This is a genomic window from Nostoc sp. FACHB-110 (assembly GCF_014697425.1).
In the GTDB taxonomy this organism is placed as follows: Bacteria; Cyanobacteriota; Cyanobacteriia; order Cyanobacteriales; family Nostocaceae; genus Nostoc_B.
The window spans coordinates 179878-196518 of record NZ_JACJRU010000003.1; the positions used below are offsets into that span (position 1 = coordinate 179878).

Annotated in this window: 16 protein-coding genes and 2 pseudogenes; 10 read left to right on the forward strand and 8 right to left on the reverse strand. The window is 40.2% G+C overall.

Annotated features, from left to right (window positions below; translation table 11 throughout):
• Nucleotides 1-2 precede the first annotated feature (2 nt).
• The 3 genes from H6G69_RS04945 to H6G69_RS04955 form a co-directional block, all read right to left on the reverse strand.
• The gene (locus H6G69_RS04945; RefSeq protein WP_190682487.1) at nucleotides 3-809 is read right to left on the reverse strand and encodes an ABC transporter permease; all 807 of its coding nucleotides are present in this window, start codon (nucleotides 807-809) and stop codon (nucleotides 3-5) included.
• Nucleotides 810-1043: 234 nt separating this feature from the next.
• The gene (locus H6G69_RS04950) at nucleotides 1044-1778 is read right to left on the reverse strand and encodes a Uma2 family endonuclease (RefSeq protein ID WP_190682490.1); all 735 of its coding nucleotides are present in this window, start codon (nucleotides 1776-1778) and stop codon (nucleotides 1044-1046) included.
• A gap of 10 nt (nucleotides 1779-1788) precedes the next feature.
• Nucleotides 1789-2580: a Uma2 family endonuclease gene (locus H6G69_RS04955; protein ID WP_190682493.1), complete on the reverse strand. Its 792-nt coding sequence runs from the start codon at nucleotides 2578-2580 to the stop codon at nucleotides 1789-1791.
• 116 nt (nucleotides 2581-2696) lie between these two features.
• Here H6G69_RS04955 and H6G69_RS04960 point away from each other — a divergent pair, with 116 nt between their 5' ends.
• From H6G69_RS04960 to H6G69_RS04975, 4 genes are all read left to right on the forward strand, one after another.
• Nucleotides 2697-2888 carry a DUF2862 domain-containing protein gene (locus tag H6G69_RS04960; RefSeq protein WP_190682496.1) on the forward strand — a complete coding sequence of 64 codons (192 nt, stop codon included), beginning with the start codon at nucleotides 2697-2699 and terminating at the stop codon, nucleotides 2886-2888.
• 86 nt (nucleotides 2889-2974) lie between these two features.
• Nucleotides 2975-4075 (forward strand): ArsA family ATPase, encoded by a 1101-nt coding sequence (locus tag H6G69_RS04965; RefSeq protein ID WP_190682499.1) that lies wholly within the window; start codon nucleotides 2975-2977, stop codon nucleotides 4073-4075.
• A gap of 80 nt (nucleotides 4076-4155) precedes the next feature.
• Entirely contained in the window at nucleotides 4156-5205 is a 1050-nt protein-coding gene (gene chlG, locus H6G69_RS04970; RefSeq protein ID WP_190682501.1) for a chlorophyll synthase ChlG, read from the forward strand.
• 245 nt (nucleotides 5206-5450) lie between these two features.
• Nucleotides 5451-5744 carry a hypothetical protein gene (locus tag H6G69_RS04975; protein WP_190682504.1) on the forward strand — a complete coding sequence of 98 codons (294 nt, stop codon included), beginning with the start codon at nucleotides 5451-5453 and terminating at the stop codon, nucleotides 5742-5744.
• A 109-nt stretch (nucleotides 5745-5853) separates the two neighbouring features.
• On the opposite strand, the gene H6G69_RS04980 is transcribed toward H6G69_RS04975, so the two are convergent.
• The 4 genes from H6G69_RS04980 to H6G69_RS04995 form a co-directional block, all read right to left on the reverse strand.
• Nucleotides 5854-6813: an alcohol dehydrogenase catalytic domain-containing protein gene (locus H6G69_RS04980; protein WP_190682507.1), complete on the reverse strand. Its 960-nt coding sequence runs from the start codon at nucleotides 6811-6813 to the stop codon at nucleotides 5854-5856.
• Nucleotides 6814-6894: 81 nt separating this feature from the next.
• Nucleotides 6895-7470: a hypothetical protein gene (locus H6G69_RS04985; RefSeq protein ID WP_190682508.1), complete on the reverse strand. Its 576-nt coding sequence runs from the start codon at nucleotides 7468-7470 to the stop codon at nucleotides 6895-6897.
• 184 nt (nucleotides 7471-7654) lie between these two features.
• Complete coding sequence (locus tag H6G69_RS04990; protein WP_190682511.1) at nucleotides 7655-8461, reverse strand: inositol monophosphatase family protein; 807 nt, start codon at nucleotides 8459-8461, stop codon at nucleotides 7655-7657.
• Nucleotides 8462-8531: 70 nt separating this feature from the next.
• Complete coding sequence (locus H6G69_RS04995) at nucleotides 8532-9965, reverse strand: BCD family MFS transporter (RefSeq protein ID WP_190682513.1); 1434 nt, start codon at nucleotides 9963-9965, stop codon at nucleotides 8532-8534.
• 226 nt (nucleotides 9966-10191) lie between these two features.
• On the opposite strand from H6G69_RS04995, the pseudogene H6G69_RS33765 reads away from it, so the two are divergent.
• The 3 genes and pseudogenes from H6G69_RS33765 to H6G69_RS33775 all read left to right on the forward strand — a co-directional run.
• Nucleotides 10192-10512, forward strand: a pseudogene (locus H6G69_RS33765) (nuclease-related domain-containing protein); the annotation flags it as partial.
• Between the two features lie 411 nt (nucleotides 10513-10923).
• Nucleotides 10924-12105: pseudogene (gene rpoD, locus H6G69_RS33770) on the forward strand (RNA polymerase sigma factor RpoD); the annotation flags it as partial.
• Nucleotides 12106-12216: 111 nt separating this feature from the next.
• Entirely contained in the window at nucleotides 12217-13110 is an 894-nt protein-coding gene (locus H6G69_RS33775) for a tetratricopeptide repeat protein (RefSeq protein ID WP_242071985.1), read from the forward strand.
• Nucleotides 13111-13311: 201 nt separating this feature from the next.
• On the opposite strand, the gene H6G69_RS05005 is transcribed toward H6G69_RS33775, so the two are convergent.
• The gene (locus tag H6G69_RS05005) at nucleotides 13312-13494 is read right to left on the reverse strand and encodes a hypothetical protein (protein ID WP_190682520.1); all 183 of its coding nucleotides are present in this window, start codon (nucleotides 13492-13494) and stop codon (nucleotides 13312-13314) included.
• A gap of 114 nt (nucleotides 13495-13608) precedes the next feature.
• Here H6G69_RS05005 and H6G69_RS05010 point away from each other — a divergent pair, with 114 nt between their 5' ends.
• The 3 genes from H6G69_RS05010 (at nucleotide 13609) to H6G69_RS05020 (ending at nucleotide 16369) form a co-directional block, all read left to right on the forward strand.
• The gene (locus tag H6G69_RS05010; RefSeq protein ID WP_199335740.1) at nucleotides 13609-15414 is read left to right on the forward strand and encodes a PmeII family type II restriction endonuclease; all 1806 of its coding nucleotides are present in this window, start codon (nucleotides 13609-13611) and stop codon (nucleotides 15412-15414) included.
• A 139-nt stretch (nucleotides 15415-15553) separates the two neighbouring features.
• Complete coding sequence (locus H6G69_RS05015) at nucleotides 15554-15895, forward strand: hypothetical protein (protein ID WP_190682523.1); 342 nt, start codon at nucleotides 15554-15556, stop codon at nucleotides 15893-15895.
• Between the two features lie 36 nt (nucleotides 15896-15931).
• Nucleotides 15932-16369: a type II toxin-antitoxin system VapC family toxin gene (locus H6G69_RS05020; protein ID WP_190682525.1), complete on the forward strand. Its 438-nt coding sequence runs from the start codon at nucleotides 15932-15934 to the stop codon at nucleotides 16367-16369.
• Nucleotides 16370-16641: the final 272 nt, after the last annotated feature.

The window sequence follows — 16641 nt, forward strand, 5'->3', positions numbered from 1 at the left end:
ATCTATAACAAATCCATGAATTGATTGCGTAACATTTGGAAACAAACCCATCCTAATACCAAAATAATTATGCCACTAAGGATGGCCCCCCAAATTAAACTAAAATCGGGAAAGTTCCCTGATAGTGTAATCTGTCGGATACTTTCAATAATTGGTGATAAAGGATTTAAACCGAGAAATGGCTTGACTTGTTTCGGCACAATAGCAGCTGGATAAAATACAGGGCTGCTAATCCAACAAACAAATACTACTAGCTCATAAAAATATGGCAAGTCTCGAAAAAATACATATAATGCACTGACTAAAAAACCTATACCAGTACACACCAATACAAGCGATAAAAATGGCAGCAGTAGTGCCAGTACATTTACTAAACTTTTGGAATAAATTAAAGTTATGATTGCTAATAAAGGAAAAGCTCCAACTGCAAACTGAAATACATTAGCCGTAACCATTGATACGGGAAATATACTAACAGGTAGACGAATTTTATTTAATAATGCTCCGTTGCCAACGACGCTACTAAGTGCTTGAGATGTAGAAGATGAGAAAAAATTAATAACTATTAATCCTGTAAAAGCCGCTAGTACGTAGTTCAGTATAGAATTGCCATAGTATGACGCGAAAGTTGCACCAAAAATTGCCGTGTATAAACCCGTCATAATTAATGGGTTTAAAAGTGACCAATATACGCCTAAGAACGATCCGCGGTAGCGGACTTTGAGATTTCGTGATACTAATACGTGCAGTAATTCCCAATATCGCTGCACTTGTAATCTAGTTAAATTGTCTTTGAGCAAAAGTGTCATCTTGAAAAATCACCACACACCACAGACAGGTTGTTATTCGCGCATTTTATACTATCAGAGTGTAGTTTACGAGGTTGGTCTAGTATTTACACTCTATTTTTTTACTAAAAGCAATGTTGAATATCAGCAACATTGCTAAACTTGCGCTTCCCTCACTCGTCACATAACAAATTTATATGACCAGTTTGCTTAGTTGCAGTTCCTCAGAGGAAGTATGAGTTTTACTTTAATGGCTTATGTTAAAGTATCTGGGTCAATTCCTTGCGATCGCAAATATTCTGCTAGTTTATCAGCCCGTTGGCGTGCTTGTTGGGCTTGTTCTTTCAGCGTTGGTATCCAGCCTGCGCTGTTGTACCAGCGTAACCATAAACCGCTAGTCTGTTGATAAGTCCCTGGCCAAAGACCTAAGCCTAAATCTAACTCTTTCAACCAAAATCGCTGCTCTGGTAAAGGTATTTCCTCATAACCAGCCCCATTGAGTTTAAAGGCCCGGAAATTATTTTTGTAGCGGTCGTAAACAACATAATAGGGAACGCGCAAAATTCGCTCATAGACTTCCCATTTTGTTGGCGGTTTGTTTGCTTCTCGGAGTGTTTGTCCTAAATCTTCCTGTTCTGTACCTGGTGAAAGTAATTCCACTACTAAAAATGGTGCAACTCCCTCTTGCCAAATGACGTAGCTTAAACGTAGTTCTTGCTGTTGATTAGCAGTCGGTACTCCTAAAACCATGTACCAGTCAGGACGTTTGTACCACAATGGATGGCGGGGATCATAATAAAGGTTTAAATCACTAGCAAGTAAAATTTCTGACGAGGAGTAGTTAGGGGAGTGACAAGTCTCGCTGAGTAAATCTGCTTGAATACAATGAAATTCATCTGGCAAACCTGATTCTCCCACCAATTCACTAGGTAAATCATACATGGTGGGCATAGTTTCTTGCGGTGGGCGGGGTGGATCTGTTTGATACATGGCTGCTATCTCAAATCAAATTATCTGGGTCAATTCCTTGAGAACGCAAATATTCTGCCAACCGTTGCGATCGCTCCTGTTCTTGTTGCAACCTTAATTCAGCATCAGATAACTGCTGCTGTGCCTCGACTGCTTGTTGCTGTGCCTCAACTGCTTGTTGCTGTGCCTCAACTGCCTGTTGATATGCTGCAATTGCTTGCTGTTGCAGGTTTAGCGCCGCTTCTTCTGGTGTTGGTACTAAGTCGCCCTCAGAAGTAAAGTAACGAAGTTTACCATTTTCCACACCTAAATACAGACCCAGTACTTCACTCCAACACCAGCCACGACCATCAGGCTCGATTGGTTGATACTTATTACCAACCAACTCAAAACCAGCAAATTCTAAAGTCTCTGGCGAAAACCAAAAATATTCAGGTGTATGAAATCGTTTTTCATATAGACTTTTCTTTAAATTTCGATCAATATTAGCTGTACTTTCTGAAAGTAATTCAATAATCAAATCTGGATAACGACCATCTTCTTCCCAAACTACCCAAGAATTGCGGGGGCGTTTTTCAGTATCTTTCACCAGAAAAAAGTCTGGGCCACGGAAATCTCGATTTCGTAACTGTTGACGGCTAAAGTATATTGTCAGGTTTGCACCAATGAAGTAGTCATTTTGGTCACGCCATAGCCATTCTAAGCAAGTTACTAAAACCAATAACTGCGTATAATGCAATGAAGTTTCCATTTCTGGCTCATCACTTAAAAGTCTAGTTGCATCGGGCATTTGTTGTTCTAGCTGTTGCGCTGTGACAAACATGGTTCTATACCTGATTGCGTGTTGATTTAATTTTAATTTGGAGTGGAGCGAAGCAACAGATGAGTCCCAGATTCCGCTAAACTGAGACTTGGTTTATTGCATTGTAATCAGGCAGCATGGAAATCGGACAAAAGGTTAAGGTGTTTCGTTTACGCGATCGCGTATCTAGCTCAATTGCTCAAAAACTCGGCAAAATCGGCGTTATTGAAGGTTATAAAGTAACTGACGGCTGCGGTATTGGTGTAGTGGTGAAGTTTGAAGATAACACTGCCACTTGGTTTTTTGAAGACGAAATTAAACCTGTGTAGTAGGACAAACTCAAGGCGCAAGCTAAGAGGATTTACCTAGTGCTAAGTTGGAGTAGAAACGACAGGCGGTAATTGGAAATCAAGAAATGTCCCTAATATTGACATTTTTGGGCAAAGACGGCATCGCTCGCAGCAAAGTAGCGATAGCCGCAGCTAAACTTTTGGCAAGTCAAGGTAAGCGTGTACTACTAGCAGGACTGGCAGAACCAGTTTTACCTATCCTGTTAGAGCAAACACTCTCGGCTGACCCTCAAGTAATCGCTCCTAATTTGCACGCGGTACAGCTGCTGGCATCTGTACTATTAGAACGCAACTGGGAAGAAGTCAAAAAACTGGAAGCGCAATACCTCCGCACACCAATTTTTAAAGAGGTTTACGGTCAAGAACTGGTGGCATTACCAGGAATGGACAGCGCCCTCGCCTTAAATGCTATCCGTGAATATGATGCCAGTGGCAAATACGATGCAATTATTTACGATGGCACGGGTGATTCTTTGACTGTGCGGCTATTGGGTTTACCAGAATCTCTCAGTTGGTATGTCCGGCGATTTCGGCAGTTATTTGCCAACTCCGATTTAGGCAAGACACTTACAGAGTCGCCTTTAATTCAACCACTGATTACCAGTTTTTTTAATGTCAATTGGACATCTGACAATTTTGCTCAACCCACCAACCAAGCCAACGATTTCTTAGATAAGGGGAAAGCTGCTTTAGCTGACCCCAACCGAGTAGCGGCTTTTCTCGTAACCACTAACGACCCAATTGAGGTGGCTGTTGCGCGTTACCTGTGGGGTAGTTCTCAACAAGTTGGTCTGACAGTCGGTGGCGTTGTCCAAATTGCTCACCAGGAAGCAACGAATTTAGCCAATGAATTTTCACCTTTAGCTGTAAGTGTTGTTCCTAATGTGGCGCAAGGTGACTGGCAACCGCTAATTGACGCTTTACCCAACTTTGTTGAGCAAGCACGTCAAGCACCTAAACCAATCGAAATTGATGTCCATAACCGTCAGGTACGCTTATTTTTGCCTGGATTTGATAAAAAACAGGTAAAACTTACCCAGGTTGGGCCAGAAGTCACAATAGAAGCAGGCGACCAACGTCGTAATCTTTTCCTACCGCCAGCCTTGACTGGTAGAACTGTAACTGGAGCCAAATTCCAAACTAATTATTTGATTATTTCTTTTTAGCTCGGGATGAAGCATGAAGTCTGAACCATAAAATTTCATACTTCATACTTCATACTTCAGACTTTCCCATACATAATCTTATGACTGAATCAACTCCCGTACCTCCAAACTCCAACCAGGCTGAGGCAGTAGACTCAGTAATAGATAATTCTGGTGAAACAGGAACATTAGCTCCAAACGAACGCACCGCCAAAACTCGCCAGCTACTAGGAATGAAAGGCGCAGCACCAGGGGAAACTTCTATTTGGAAAATTCGCCTGCAATTGATGAAGCCTATCACCTGGATTCCTTTAATTTGGGGCGTAGTCTGCGGTGCGGCTTCTTCAGGAAACTATACCTGGACGCTAGAAAATGTCTTGAAAGCCGCAGCTTGTATGTTACTGTCGGGGCCGCTACTGGCTGGTTACACCCAGACAATGAATGATTTTTATGACCGCGAAATTGATGCCATCAACGAACCCTATCGCCCCATTCCTTCTGGCGCCATTTCTGTACCCCAGGTTGTCACTCAAATTTTAGTATTGTTAGCATCGGGCATTGGTTTAGCCTATGTGCTGGATGTCTGGGCTGGTCACTCGTTCCCCACAGTTGCAGTCCTCGCAATTTTTGGCTCATTTATTTCTTATATTTACTCTGCCCCTCCCCTAAAACTCAAGCAAAACGGTTGGCTGGGGAATTATGCTTTAGGCGCGAGTTACATTGCTTTACCTTGGTGGGCTGGTCATGCTTTGTTTGGTGAATTGAATTGGAAAGTTTTGGTTCTCACCTTAATTTACAGCTTGGCTGGGTTGGGCATTGCCATTGTCAACGATTTCAAAAGTGTTGAAGGCGATCGCCAACTAGGGTTAAAATCACTACCAGTAATGTTTGGGGTCAGTACCGCCGCTTGGATTTGTGTACTGATGATTGACCTATTCCAAGGTTTTATGGCAGCTTATCTCGTCAGTATCCACGAGAATTTATACGCAGCCATTTTGGTATTGTTAATCATTCCCCAAATCACCTTCCAGGATATGTACTTTTTGCGTGACCCTTTAGCCAATGATGTGAAATACCAAGCCAGTGCCCAACCATTCCTCGTGCTAGGAATGCTGGTGGTTGGTATAGCATTAGGTCATGCTGGCGTTTGAAAAAGTGCTGAGTTAAAAGTGCTGAGTGCTGAGGCTCATTTTTGCGACACAATACTAACATCGATCGCAAAAAAAGAGTTTGAATCTGACTTACGACTCAGCACTTAGCCCTCAAGACTGCGATAACATACTTGATAAGACCAGATTGAAGCATGATAGTGACAGATGGAATGCTGAAAAGCTGACTCACACAGTCTTCCAAAATCTCACATCCAAAATGGTACAACTGTTAATTTTTTTCAGGTATGACAGTATTGGAAGCAATTATATTTTTGATTCACGGAATTCAAAGGTTGCTAGTCCCTATTTGTTTTGTGGCGGCGTGGGGATTGACTATTCTCATTGCTTGGAGTTTGTGGGCAGCTGCACGCGATAGTGTGACCAAAGCCAAACAAATGCACCAAATTCCCTGTCCTGGCTGCCAATTTTTCACCGCAGACTACCGCCTCAAATGTACTGTACACCCCTCTGTTGCCAACACAGAAGATGCGATCGACTGTAGGGACTATCAGCCAAAGACAAATCCTTATTTATATTAGGGTGTGGGGGTGTGCGAGTGTAGGGGTGTGGGGGTATGAGGGTATTCTCAATTTCACACTTCATACTTCATACTTCATACTTCACACTTCATACTTCACACTTCACACTTCACACTTCACTAATTTCCAACAACACTTTTAACACGCCCCGGCGTTGCGCTGCTGCGAAAGCTGCAAGACCTTCTGTGAGAGGATATTGGGCATGAATTAAAGGTTTTACGTCTACTTTTTCTGCTGCTAATAATTCTAGTGCCGCCGGGAACGGGCCGCAACGGGAACCGATGAGTGTGATTTCGTCTACAACCAAAGACGAAGCATCTAAACTCAGGTTGCCTGCGTAGGTACTTTTCATGACTAGAGTACCACGGGGGCGTAAAGCGCGACGTGCGATCGCAAATCCTTCGGGATTACCTGTACAATCTATAGTAATATCAAAAGCTTTATCTTTAACTGCATCAACTAAACCCGTTTTAATTCCTCTGGTGGCTAAGTTCGCCAGTTTTTCAGCATGACGACCTACAACCAACAACTCACAATTAGTTAACGCTAGTGTTTGTGCTACTAGTTGACCTAGTTTCCCATCACCCACCACTAACACGCGGTCATCGGGACAAACAACCACTTGCTGTTGAATTTCCAAAGCTGCGGCTAGAGGTTCGGTAAAAGTTGCCACATCTGTAGGCACATTATCCGGTACAGGATGGAGATTTTCTACGGGTAAACACAGATAATCTGCAAAAGCCCCGTGACGGTTGACAATACCCAAAACTGTGCGATTTTCGCAATGAGTCGGTTGTCCTCGAAGACAGAAGCGACAATGACCACAGGCTGCGTTAATTTCGCCGACAACCCGTTGATTAATTAAGTTTTCTGGGCCTTGTTCTACGATACCAACAAATTCGTGTCCCAAAATCCCAGTATAGGGATAGTAACCCCGCTGCAATTCCAGGTCAGTATTACAAATCCCTGCACGCAAAACACGCACTAAAGCTTCGCCGAGTTGCGGTTGGGGAACTGGGATATCTGTGCGTAGTTGCAGTTGTTGATTTTCAAGCCAGATTCCTTTCATACTATTTCACTGGTAGATACTGCACTCACAGGTCAACAGTACAATAATTTTTGCCAATAGCAAAGTCCTGAGTAGAATCTTTTAAAATTCAGCTAACTCTGTGTTTTTTAGTTCAGAATTATCTTCAATTTTACTTAACCAAATTACCAAATCTTCTGAGTGAATTGCAATTTCACTTCCTAGGGTTTTTATATAAAGCAGTCCATCACTAATAGTTAAATCCCTAATTGGATACCAAGAATTACGGTTTTGAATCAAAAGATATAAAGGAATATCACTTCTTAAAACATTCTTGCGATTTTTCCACCAAGCACGCCATAACAAAACAGATTGAGTACAGTGCATCTGATAACCTTGAGGCACTTCACAATGTTCATATCGATAGAAACCTCGATTGTCTATCTCTCCTTTGAGCAAGTAATTATACTCTGCTAATGCCTGATTTATTGTTTCCCAATGAGAGGACTTTCCTTGAACTAAAAACTCAGGAAATGTCCCATTTAATTGGGATGTAGCAATTACACCTTGAGATTTAGCGGTGAGTTGGTTAGTTTTATATACAGTTTGTGCAGTCAAGGCAGAGTTTGATAACAAAATATCTTTATTGTGGATAGTTTTATCGACAAACTCACGAATCAGCTCTAAATTGGACAACATAATATTGATATGCAGCACAAGGTTTGTAACTCAATAGCTTCACTAGGCTTTTACCTCAATCAGGATCAGTACAAATCGATTTACACTAAAAATATTGTTACTTCAAATTTTCGTTAAATTAGAGCATAAAAGCCTACACCCAAAAGATGGGTATAGGCTTTTGAAATAAGTTGTGTGAGCGATATTAAATTTTCAATTCTTTAAGAAATGGTGCAAACACACTCGCCAAGTCTGAACGGCTGAGAACTAGGGTAGGATAAGAGCGATCGCTATAATCTTCTGCTGCAATCAATGGAAATGGCTCAGATTTAAGAGAATTCCAACTCCCACCAGCCGCTTGCACAATTACCCAAGCGCCGGCTAAGTCCCAAACTTTTGGTGTCGCTTCAATTCCACCCAAAACTGCGCCAGTTGCAACGGTGAGAAAGTTATAACTCGCCACACCCAACATCCGAATTTTGCAGGGAAATTTTGGTTGAATAACGCCTGTACTGCGGGAACAAAGGTTAAAAAAGTGATGACTGCTGGGAGCATCTGCACTGGTATGTATGGGATGATTGTTGAGGAATGCGCCAGTGGGTGTTGCTAACCCAGATGTACCTTGCCAAAAGCCGTGAAAAGTTTGTCCTAATGGCGGTACATGGATATATCCAAAAACAGGCGTACCTTGATAAAGCAAAGCCAGAGAAATCGACCAAATTGGAATACCACGGGTAAAATTCGTTGTCCCATCCAAAGGGTCAATTACCCAACACCATTCTGTCCCCGGAAAGGTCTTGTCAGATTCTTCGCTGAGAATACCATAACCAGCAAAATTAGCGGCGATCGCATCCCGAATTTCTTGATCTGCCCATTTATCGGCGCGTGTTACCAAACTACCATCAGCTTTTTGTAAAGCCTGCACCTGTCCAAAATCTTGCATCAGTTGTTTGCCCACCCTGGTAGTTGTAGTCTGGGCAAAATCAAGCACCGTTAACCAAAAATCATTCATTTGAATATGTGGGAATGGGGAGTAGTGATAATCATTTCACACTTCAGACTTCACACTTCAGACTTTAAAATTAGTCTAGATCGCTTTCTAAGACAGATGCGATCGCTTGTTTGGTACTTGTTTGAAATTCTGTAATGTTGACGCGGTTGAGGAACCCAATTGAAAGTACCATTCCCACTGCTTCTAAGACAAATACCAGCCCATAAGCTAATTCCAAACTGGGTAAAGTTCTGCGACCAATATCCAAAAGTGTACCGCCGATTACAACCGCTAAACCTCTAGAAAGAGACTGCGCCAGTCCCCACGCACCAATAAACGTCCCGGCGGCTTCGGCTGCGGTTAAATCCAACATCAAGCTAATTGCTGCTGTAGTTAAGAAACCAGTCGCTAAACCAAACAACACCAACCCAAATTTTAAGAAAGCTACATTGGCGGTAAATCCCGAAATTCCCAATAATGCGGCACATAAAGCCACCAACATACAACCTAACCTGGCGCTGCGGCGTTTACCCAAACGTGGCACAATCAAAAATCCAGCCACAGCGTAGGCAACTAGCAAACCCATACCATAATAAATATTTAATTTGGTGCTTTCCGCTAAGGGCATTTTAAACACCTGACCCGCATAAGGTTCTAAAATTGGGTCTTGCATAAACAAGCACAGCGTCATCACCACCAAAAAGGTGAAAAACAAACCTGTTTGGGGACTGGCGGTTAAGATTTTCCACGCTGCATTTAGGGTAATGCTGTCTTCGCGGTTGACTAATGTGGAACGGCTGGAATATTGGGAGTATTTTTTTTCAACACCGAATGTGGCTGCGATCGCCAGTCCAAACACAATAGCTGGGACAATGATAAATAATTGGTTGATTGATGCCTGCAATGTTTCTACACTGGCTTCTGGTGTTAATTGTTTGAGCAAGCTAGAACTAATAATTGCACCGACAATGATTCCCACCATCAGCATTGACCAAACCACACCCACGACTTTAGACCGGTTATCTTCTTCCGACACATCCACCAACAAAGCCGCGAAAGCCGTACCACTAGCGCAAATTGCCAAACCGTAAATTGCAAAAACTAAAGATAGCAGTGCAGTCCAGCCGATAGTGTCAGTTGTCCAAGTCCAGCTACTAGAAATACTCGCAGCATTATTTAACTGCCACATTACTTGTACCGCGAAAAAAGCAGCGATCGCAAATATCGCCGCCCCCACCCATACATAAGCTGTCCGGTGATAACCCCACAACGGTTTCGCATCCGATATCTGACCAAACCAAATCCGCGAAGGCGACACAAACGCAGGTAAAGCCAGCACCAACGCCACCAACGTCGCCGGAATCGCTATTTCTTGAATCATCACCCTGTTGAGTACTCCCAGAGTCAAAATCGACATCATACTCAACCCCATTTGAAACAAGCCAAGCCGAAACATAGTCGGTAAATTGACCCTTGGCGCAACTGGGTATTTTGTTTCACTATCAAACACTTCACCGCTTGCCATAGCTGTTTTTTCTGATGGTTTATCAAAATAGTCTCTCTTTAATTAAAGATAAACTGTTCGATAAAACTTATATTCCCAATTCTTAAAAAATTTTTGGCTTAGTAAGCTAAATAACACATTCAGTTCGGGGAATACTAAAAATAGTGGTTTCTCGTTAAAACATTTTGTGTAGATGATATCGCTAAAATAGTTAATCTTAATAATAATTCGTTCAATTATATATTTTATGAAATTCCATCCCGATGATATTTTTGATGCTTACCAAGCTGAAAAAGCCGTTTGGCAAAAGTTAAAATCTGCTTTCATTGATGAGCAGGGTGAAGCATTCCATTGTTATCAATTATTTGACAAATATGGAAATCTTCAGCGCGAAATTGATATTCTTATTGTTCATCGTCAGTTAGGATTATGGGTAATTGAATGCAAGGGATGTTATATCAACAATATACAAACTATTAATGGTGCTGAATGGAAAATGAAAGACTGGTATGAGGATTGGATCAAACCAGTTAACCAAGCACAAGCTCAAATGTTTGCGCTTAAAAATCATTTGCAGAAACGGCTAGATTTTTGCAATTCATTATACTTCAATTTTAGAGTTGCTCTGCCCTTTATTAGTCACGAACAGTGGCAAAATAAAGGATTTGCTAATTTTCCCAATACTCAGGGTGTTGTACTAATTACAGAAGATTTTAAACCTTATACTTTAAAGCATAAATTTACTCAGAGTGTTAAAAGTAGGCAAATAAATTTAAATGATGAACAATGGCAATCATTAATGCGTGTTTTTGGTATCACCAATCAAACACCTGTGGACAAAGTATCATTTTCAATATCTAAAGAGAGATATATAGAAAAGGAAAAAACGCAAAAAACAGATGACTCAGAAAATCGTAGTCCTGCCTGTAAAATAATTAAGTTGCCTCGTCAGAACTTTCCCGATAATAACTTTCCTATTATTTGTGTCCACCAAAATTATGCTAACAACTTACTCGAAAGCATTTTTCAGCCTGACCTAGAAATAATAAATCAACCTGACTTTGAGGAGTTAGAAGACCTCTTAATTGAAGAAGAGGATGACTTGCTTCTTGTTGATGATGGCGAAATGGAGGAATTTTTAGAGCCTCAGTCTGATGAGGACGACGCAAAGTCTGGAAAAGCCGCTAAATCGCGTCGTCGCACACAAAGCAAGAAAAAGCATTACACCGAAGATTCAATTCGTCTTTACTTGCAAGAAATAGGGCGAATTCGTTTGTTGCGGGCAGACGAAGAAATCGAATTAGCGCGGAAAATTGCAGATTTACTGGAATTAGAAAGAGTCAGAGAAAGACTTTCAGAACAGTTAGATCGTGATCCCCGTGATAGCGAATGGGCAGAAGCAGTACAGTTACCGTTACCCGCTTTTCGCTATCGTCTGCACATTGCCCGGAGAGCAAAAGATAAAATGGTGCAGTCGAACCTCCGGCTTGTGGTTTCGATTGCCAAGAAATACATGAATCGTGGTTTGTCATTCCAAGACTTAATTCAAGAAGGTAGCCTTGGTTTGATTCGTGCTGCGGAAAAATTCGACCACGAAAAAGGTTATAAATTCTCCACCTACGCTACATGGTGGATTCGTCAGGCAATTACACACGGGATAGCAGATCAGTCTCGTACTATCCGCCTACCAGTTCACCTTTACGAAACTATATCCCGGATTAAGAAAACCACCAAGCTACTTTCTCAAGAAATGGGTCGCAAACCCACTGAGGAAGAAATCGCTACTCGGATGGAAATGACAGTTCAGATGCTTTGGTTTATTGCTAAATCTGCACAGCTACCAATCTCATTAGAAACGCCTATTGGTAGAGAAGAAGATTCTCGACTGGGCGATTTTATTGAATCTGATGGCGAAACCCCAGAAGATCAAGTTTCTAAAAATTTGCTCCGCGAAGATTTAGAAACAGTCCTCGATAGTCTCAGCCCGCGCGAACGTGATGTTATCAGAATGCGCTACGGCTTGGATGATGGACGGATGAAAACCCTTGAAGAAGTTGGTCACATCTTCAACGCCACCCGCGAACGTATCCGCCAAGTTGAAGCGAAAACACTCCGTAAGTTACGCCACCCTAACCGTAATAGCATTCTCAAAGGGTATATTTACAGTTGCCAACTGCATGACTCGCAAAAGAGGAGATGTGTAGAGCAATCGAAAGCAAACTACAGTTCTACCCAAAAGATAATAAACGCTACTGATTACGTTCAAAAAGGGATGAAATGTCATCACCATCAGGATTTTTTGGGAGCGATTGAAAATTTTAGCCAAGCACTGAAATTTGAACCCACTAATTCCCAGCTATACTATCGCAGAGGGCTATCCAAAACTGAAGGAGAATTTCACAAAGGAGCGATTGAAGATTTTTCTCAAGCTATTAATCTAAACCCTCAATATATAGATGCTTACTACCAAAGAGGTCATCTTTACTACAGTTTAGGTGATAATCTAAAAGCAATTGAAGATTACAGCGAAATACTATTTCTTAAGCCCAATGAAGCCTTAGCTTACTTCTACCGTGGTTTTGTCCGTAGTAATCTTGGAGAAATGCAAGAAGCTATTGGTAATTACAACCAAGCATTGAAAATTCACCCTAGCTTTGCCGAAGCTTATTTTCATAGAGGTATTGCCTTTTTTTATTTAAAAGACTTACATAGAGCAATTGAGGATTACAATTATACTTTACGGATCTATCCTGACATTGCTGAAGCTTACAGTCGGCGGGGATTTGCACATTATTCTCTGGGAAATTACCAAGCAGCACTTGAAGATTACTCGCAAGCATTAAAAATTAATTCTGAAAATGCTATAACGTACTACTATCGTGGACTGGTGTATGAAACCCTCAGCGACTCTGTGAAAGCACTTGAGGACTATAACCAAGTTTTGGAGATTAATCCTGAGCTTACCGAAACATATTATAAACGAGGCAGTATTCATTACAATCTAGGAAACTATCAACAAGCACTTGAAGATTTAAATAAATTACTGCGTATAAATCCTAATAATTCTCAAGCTTATAACAAACGAAGTAGTATTCGCTCTGCCCTGAAAGATTACCAAGGCGCAATGGAAGACTTACAAAAAGCTTCAAAACTTAACCATATTTAGTGGTAAGTCACAACAAAGCTATTCTTCAGTCACCAAAATGAGTGAGATAAATTATCAGCAATGAACTGAAGCAGAATTACAGGAATATATAAAGCATCATCCCAAAGCTTAAGCCTATCACATAGCATTGACCAACGCTACACTAAAAAAGTAGAGAAATGTAAATGTATAGATATTGCGATCGCGCTCCGGCTATGACAATCAAACATAAATTTTTTGGTATGCGGTAGTTGCAATCAAGCGATCGCCTGGGGTTGATGTGGTAATCAGAAGGCTTAAAATAGCAATATATCCGTGCAGTGGATTTTCTGTTAGTCCGCGTGGTGCGCCAAGCGCAGCGCAAGCGCGATAGGCTGACTTTGTTTTTATAGCCGCGAATTCCATTCGTCGGGGCTAGTGCATGATGTGTGTATACATCTTGTGAGGTAGTATAAAGTGCTGCATACTTATCTTTAGTATATTTTGGTCAAACAAGATTTCATTTTAATAGGTTCGGCAATGGCAGAAGCAGCACTAGATATTACCTTGGCATCTGAAGAAATTCTGATTCAGGAGTTAGGGTTAGTAGATCAGAATAACCCACAATCCTGGAAAAACAAGCTGATTCTTGGTGATTGTTTAGAAGTACTCCAAAAGCTTCCTTCTGCAAGCGTTGATTTAATTATCACCTCGCCTCCCTACGCTGATAGTCGGAAAAAAACCTATGGAGGAATTTCTCCCGATGAATATACAAATTGGTTTCTCACAAGAGCTTTAGAACTAAAAAGAGTCCTCGAACCAGAAGGTTCCTTCATTCTTAATATTAAAGAAAAAGTTGTTGATGGTCAAAGACATTCATACGTGTTGAATTTAATTTTAGGAATGCAGCAGCAAGGATGGTTATGGACTGAAGAATATATATGGCATAAAAAAAATAGTTATCCTGGCAAATGGTCTAATCGTTTTCGAGATTCTTGGGAGCGTTGTTTACACTTTAACAAGCAAAAGAAATTCAAGATGTATCAGGAATCTGTCATGGTTCCTATGGGAGATTGGGCAAAGTCCCGGCTCAAGAATTTGAGCGAGACAGATAAAAGACGCGATAATTCTAAAGTTGACAGTGGATTTGGTAAAAATATTTCTAATTGGGTAGAAAGGAAAATGGCCTATCCAACAAATGTTTTACATTTAGCAACTGAATGTGGAAATAAAAATCATAGTGCAGCTTTTCCTAAAACTCTCCCATCATGGTTTATCAAGCTATTCACTGATGTAGATGATGTAGTACTCGACCCCTTTGCAGGTTCAGGAACATCTTGCGTAGCTGCTAAAGAGCTAGGCAGAAATTATGTAGGAATTGAAATTAAAAGAGAATATTGTGAATTAGCAGAACTGAATATTAAAACGGCAGTTTCTCATACTCAAATTTTAAATAACAGTAATCAAAATCATGAGGAATTAAATGTGGCTGGCTCAAACTCTGAAATTTATCATGATTATTTGATTCGATACGTTCTTACACCTTTCTATGACAAAAGATTTGAGAAGTTGAGCAAATTAAGGCTCAAAGATGTTCTGAAACGTAAAAACCCTTATTTATTCAAGGCGAAAAATATTGAACGCGCCCAAGATTTTGTTGATAGTATAATTACTGCATTCCTTTCTTCACAGGAAGAAACCATCTTTGGCAATTTGTTAGAAGGCTTTGCAATACATATAGCTGAAACTTTGTACGGTGGTTTTAAGTCAAAGCTCAACAGTATCGATCTAGAGTTTAGCAGGGATGAAAATTATTATATTGTAGGAATTAAATCTGGTACTAATTGGGGTAATTCTGACCAAATTAGTAAGATGAAAGACAATTTTAAAAAAGCCAGACAGTTTTTAATCAAACAAGGTGTTACAAGCAATATCATTGCGGTTAATGGTTGTATGTATGGCAAAGATAGTAATCCTTTAAAGAAAGATGTAGATACTGATAAAACATATTTTAAATATGCAGGGCAAGAATTTTGGGAATTTATCTCAGAAAATCCCAACCTTTATCAAGAGATGATTGTGCCTATCGGAGAAGAGGCAAAGAAAAAGGATGAACTTTTTAAGTCTACTCTGGATGCAAAAGTTAATGAGATGACTTTTGAATTTATGCAGTATTTTACTAGTAACGGTCGTATTGATTGGATTAAGCTGGTGGATTATGTCTCTAAAAAAGGAGATGTTAAATTAGAACCCATATCTCAACAGTTGACATTGGAACTAGAAGCAAGAGATTCAGATTTAGAAGAACCTCTAGATTTAGCCGATGCGCTGGATTTTGAAGAGTAGAACGGTTATAAGCTGAATAAGAAAAGTCTATTATAGTAGAGAGCGATCGCAGTAACTATCATCTCCAGAAACACAGATTGAGTTAAACTAGTCTTTGTAGAAGAATAAGTTATTTTTCAATATTCCTCTATGCAAATATATGGTTATCAATTTATCTTCCGCAGATTTATCTCAATCAAGAAATTTAAATTTACATATCTTACTAGAACGTAGTGATGCAGGAAATTTCATAGCTTCTGTCTTGGAATTTCCCAACACTCGGATTGAAGCACCGACTCAAGAACAAGCTGTACAAGAATTAAAAAAACTTTTGTCAACTCGTCTGGAAAAGACAGAAATTATTCCAGTAGAAATTTCGTTAACCCAAAACGAAGTAGAAAATCCCTGGATGAAATTTGCAGGTGTATTTAAAGATGATACAGATTTTACTGAAATTGCCGATAGTCTTAGAGCAGAACGTAACGCAGTAGATGAAGATTAAATAGCTGAGGGTGCAATTTAACTAGAGAAATGTAGGATGAGTCTTTATATACTCGATACAGACCATGTTTCGCTGTTACTTCAAGGAAACCAAGCTGTCATATCTAAAGTTGCTCAAGTTTATCCTAATTTGGCTATCACAATTATCACAGTCCAAGAAATTTTTAACGGTTGGGTAGTCAAAATTAATGACCGGACTGAATCTAAAAATTTAGTAAACCTTTATACAAAACTTTGGACTACTCAAGAGTATTTCAAAGGAGTGAGAATACTTAACTTTGACAATTCTGCCTACAATTACTATGAAAAGTTACTCAGAGAAAACCAACAATTAAATAAGAAAAGACTACAAAAAGATTTACGAATAGCTGCAATCGCTCTTTCGACAAATGCAGTGATGGTGAGTCGTAACCATAAGGATTTTTCTCAAATTCCCGACTTGGTATTAGAGGATTGGACTCAGAGGTTGTTTTAAAAGTCTAATTTATTACTTTCCTTGGCGATTAGAAATCGCGGCTACACAGACAAAAACCACCTTCGTGGGTTCAAAACTCTTGATTTTTCATTAGTCCGCGCAGGTGGTCACTGAGCTTGTCGAAGTGCGGACTTTGTTTGTGTAGTAGCGAATTATATTCGCCCAAAACTTTTAAAACATCCTCTCAGTAAAACAGAAAAATTTTGCCTAATTAACTATATCTAATGCCCTATTCGCCTTTTTGTCCTTAACGCTACACTAAAAAAGTAAAG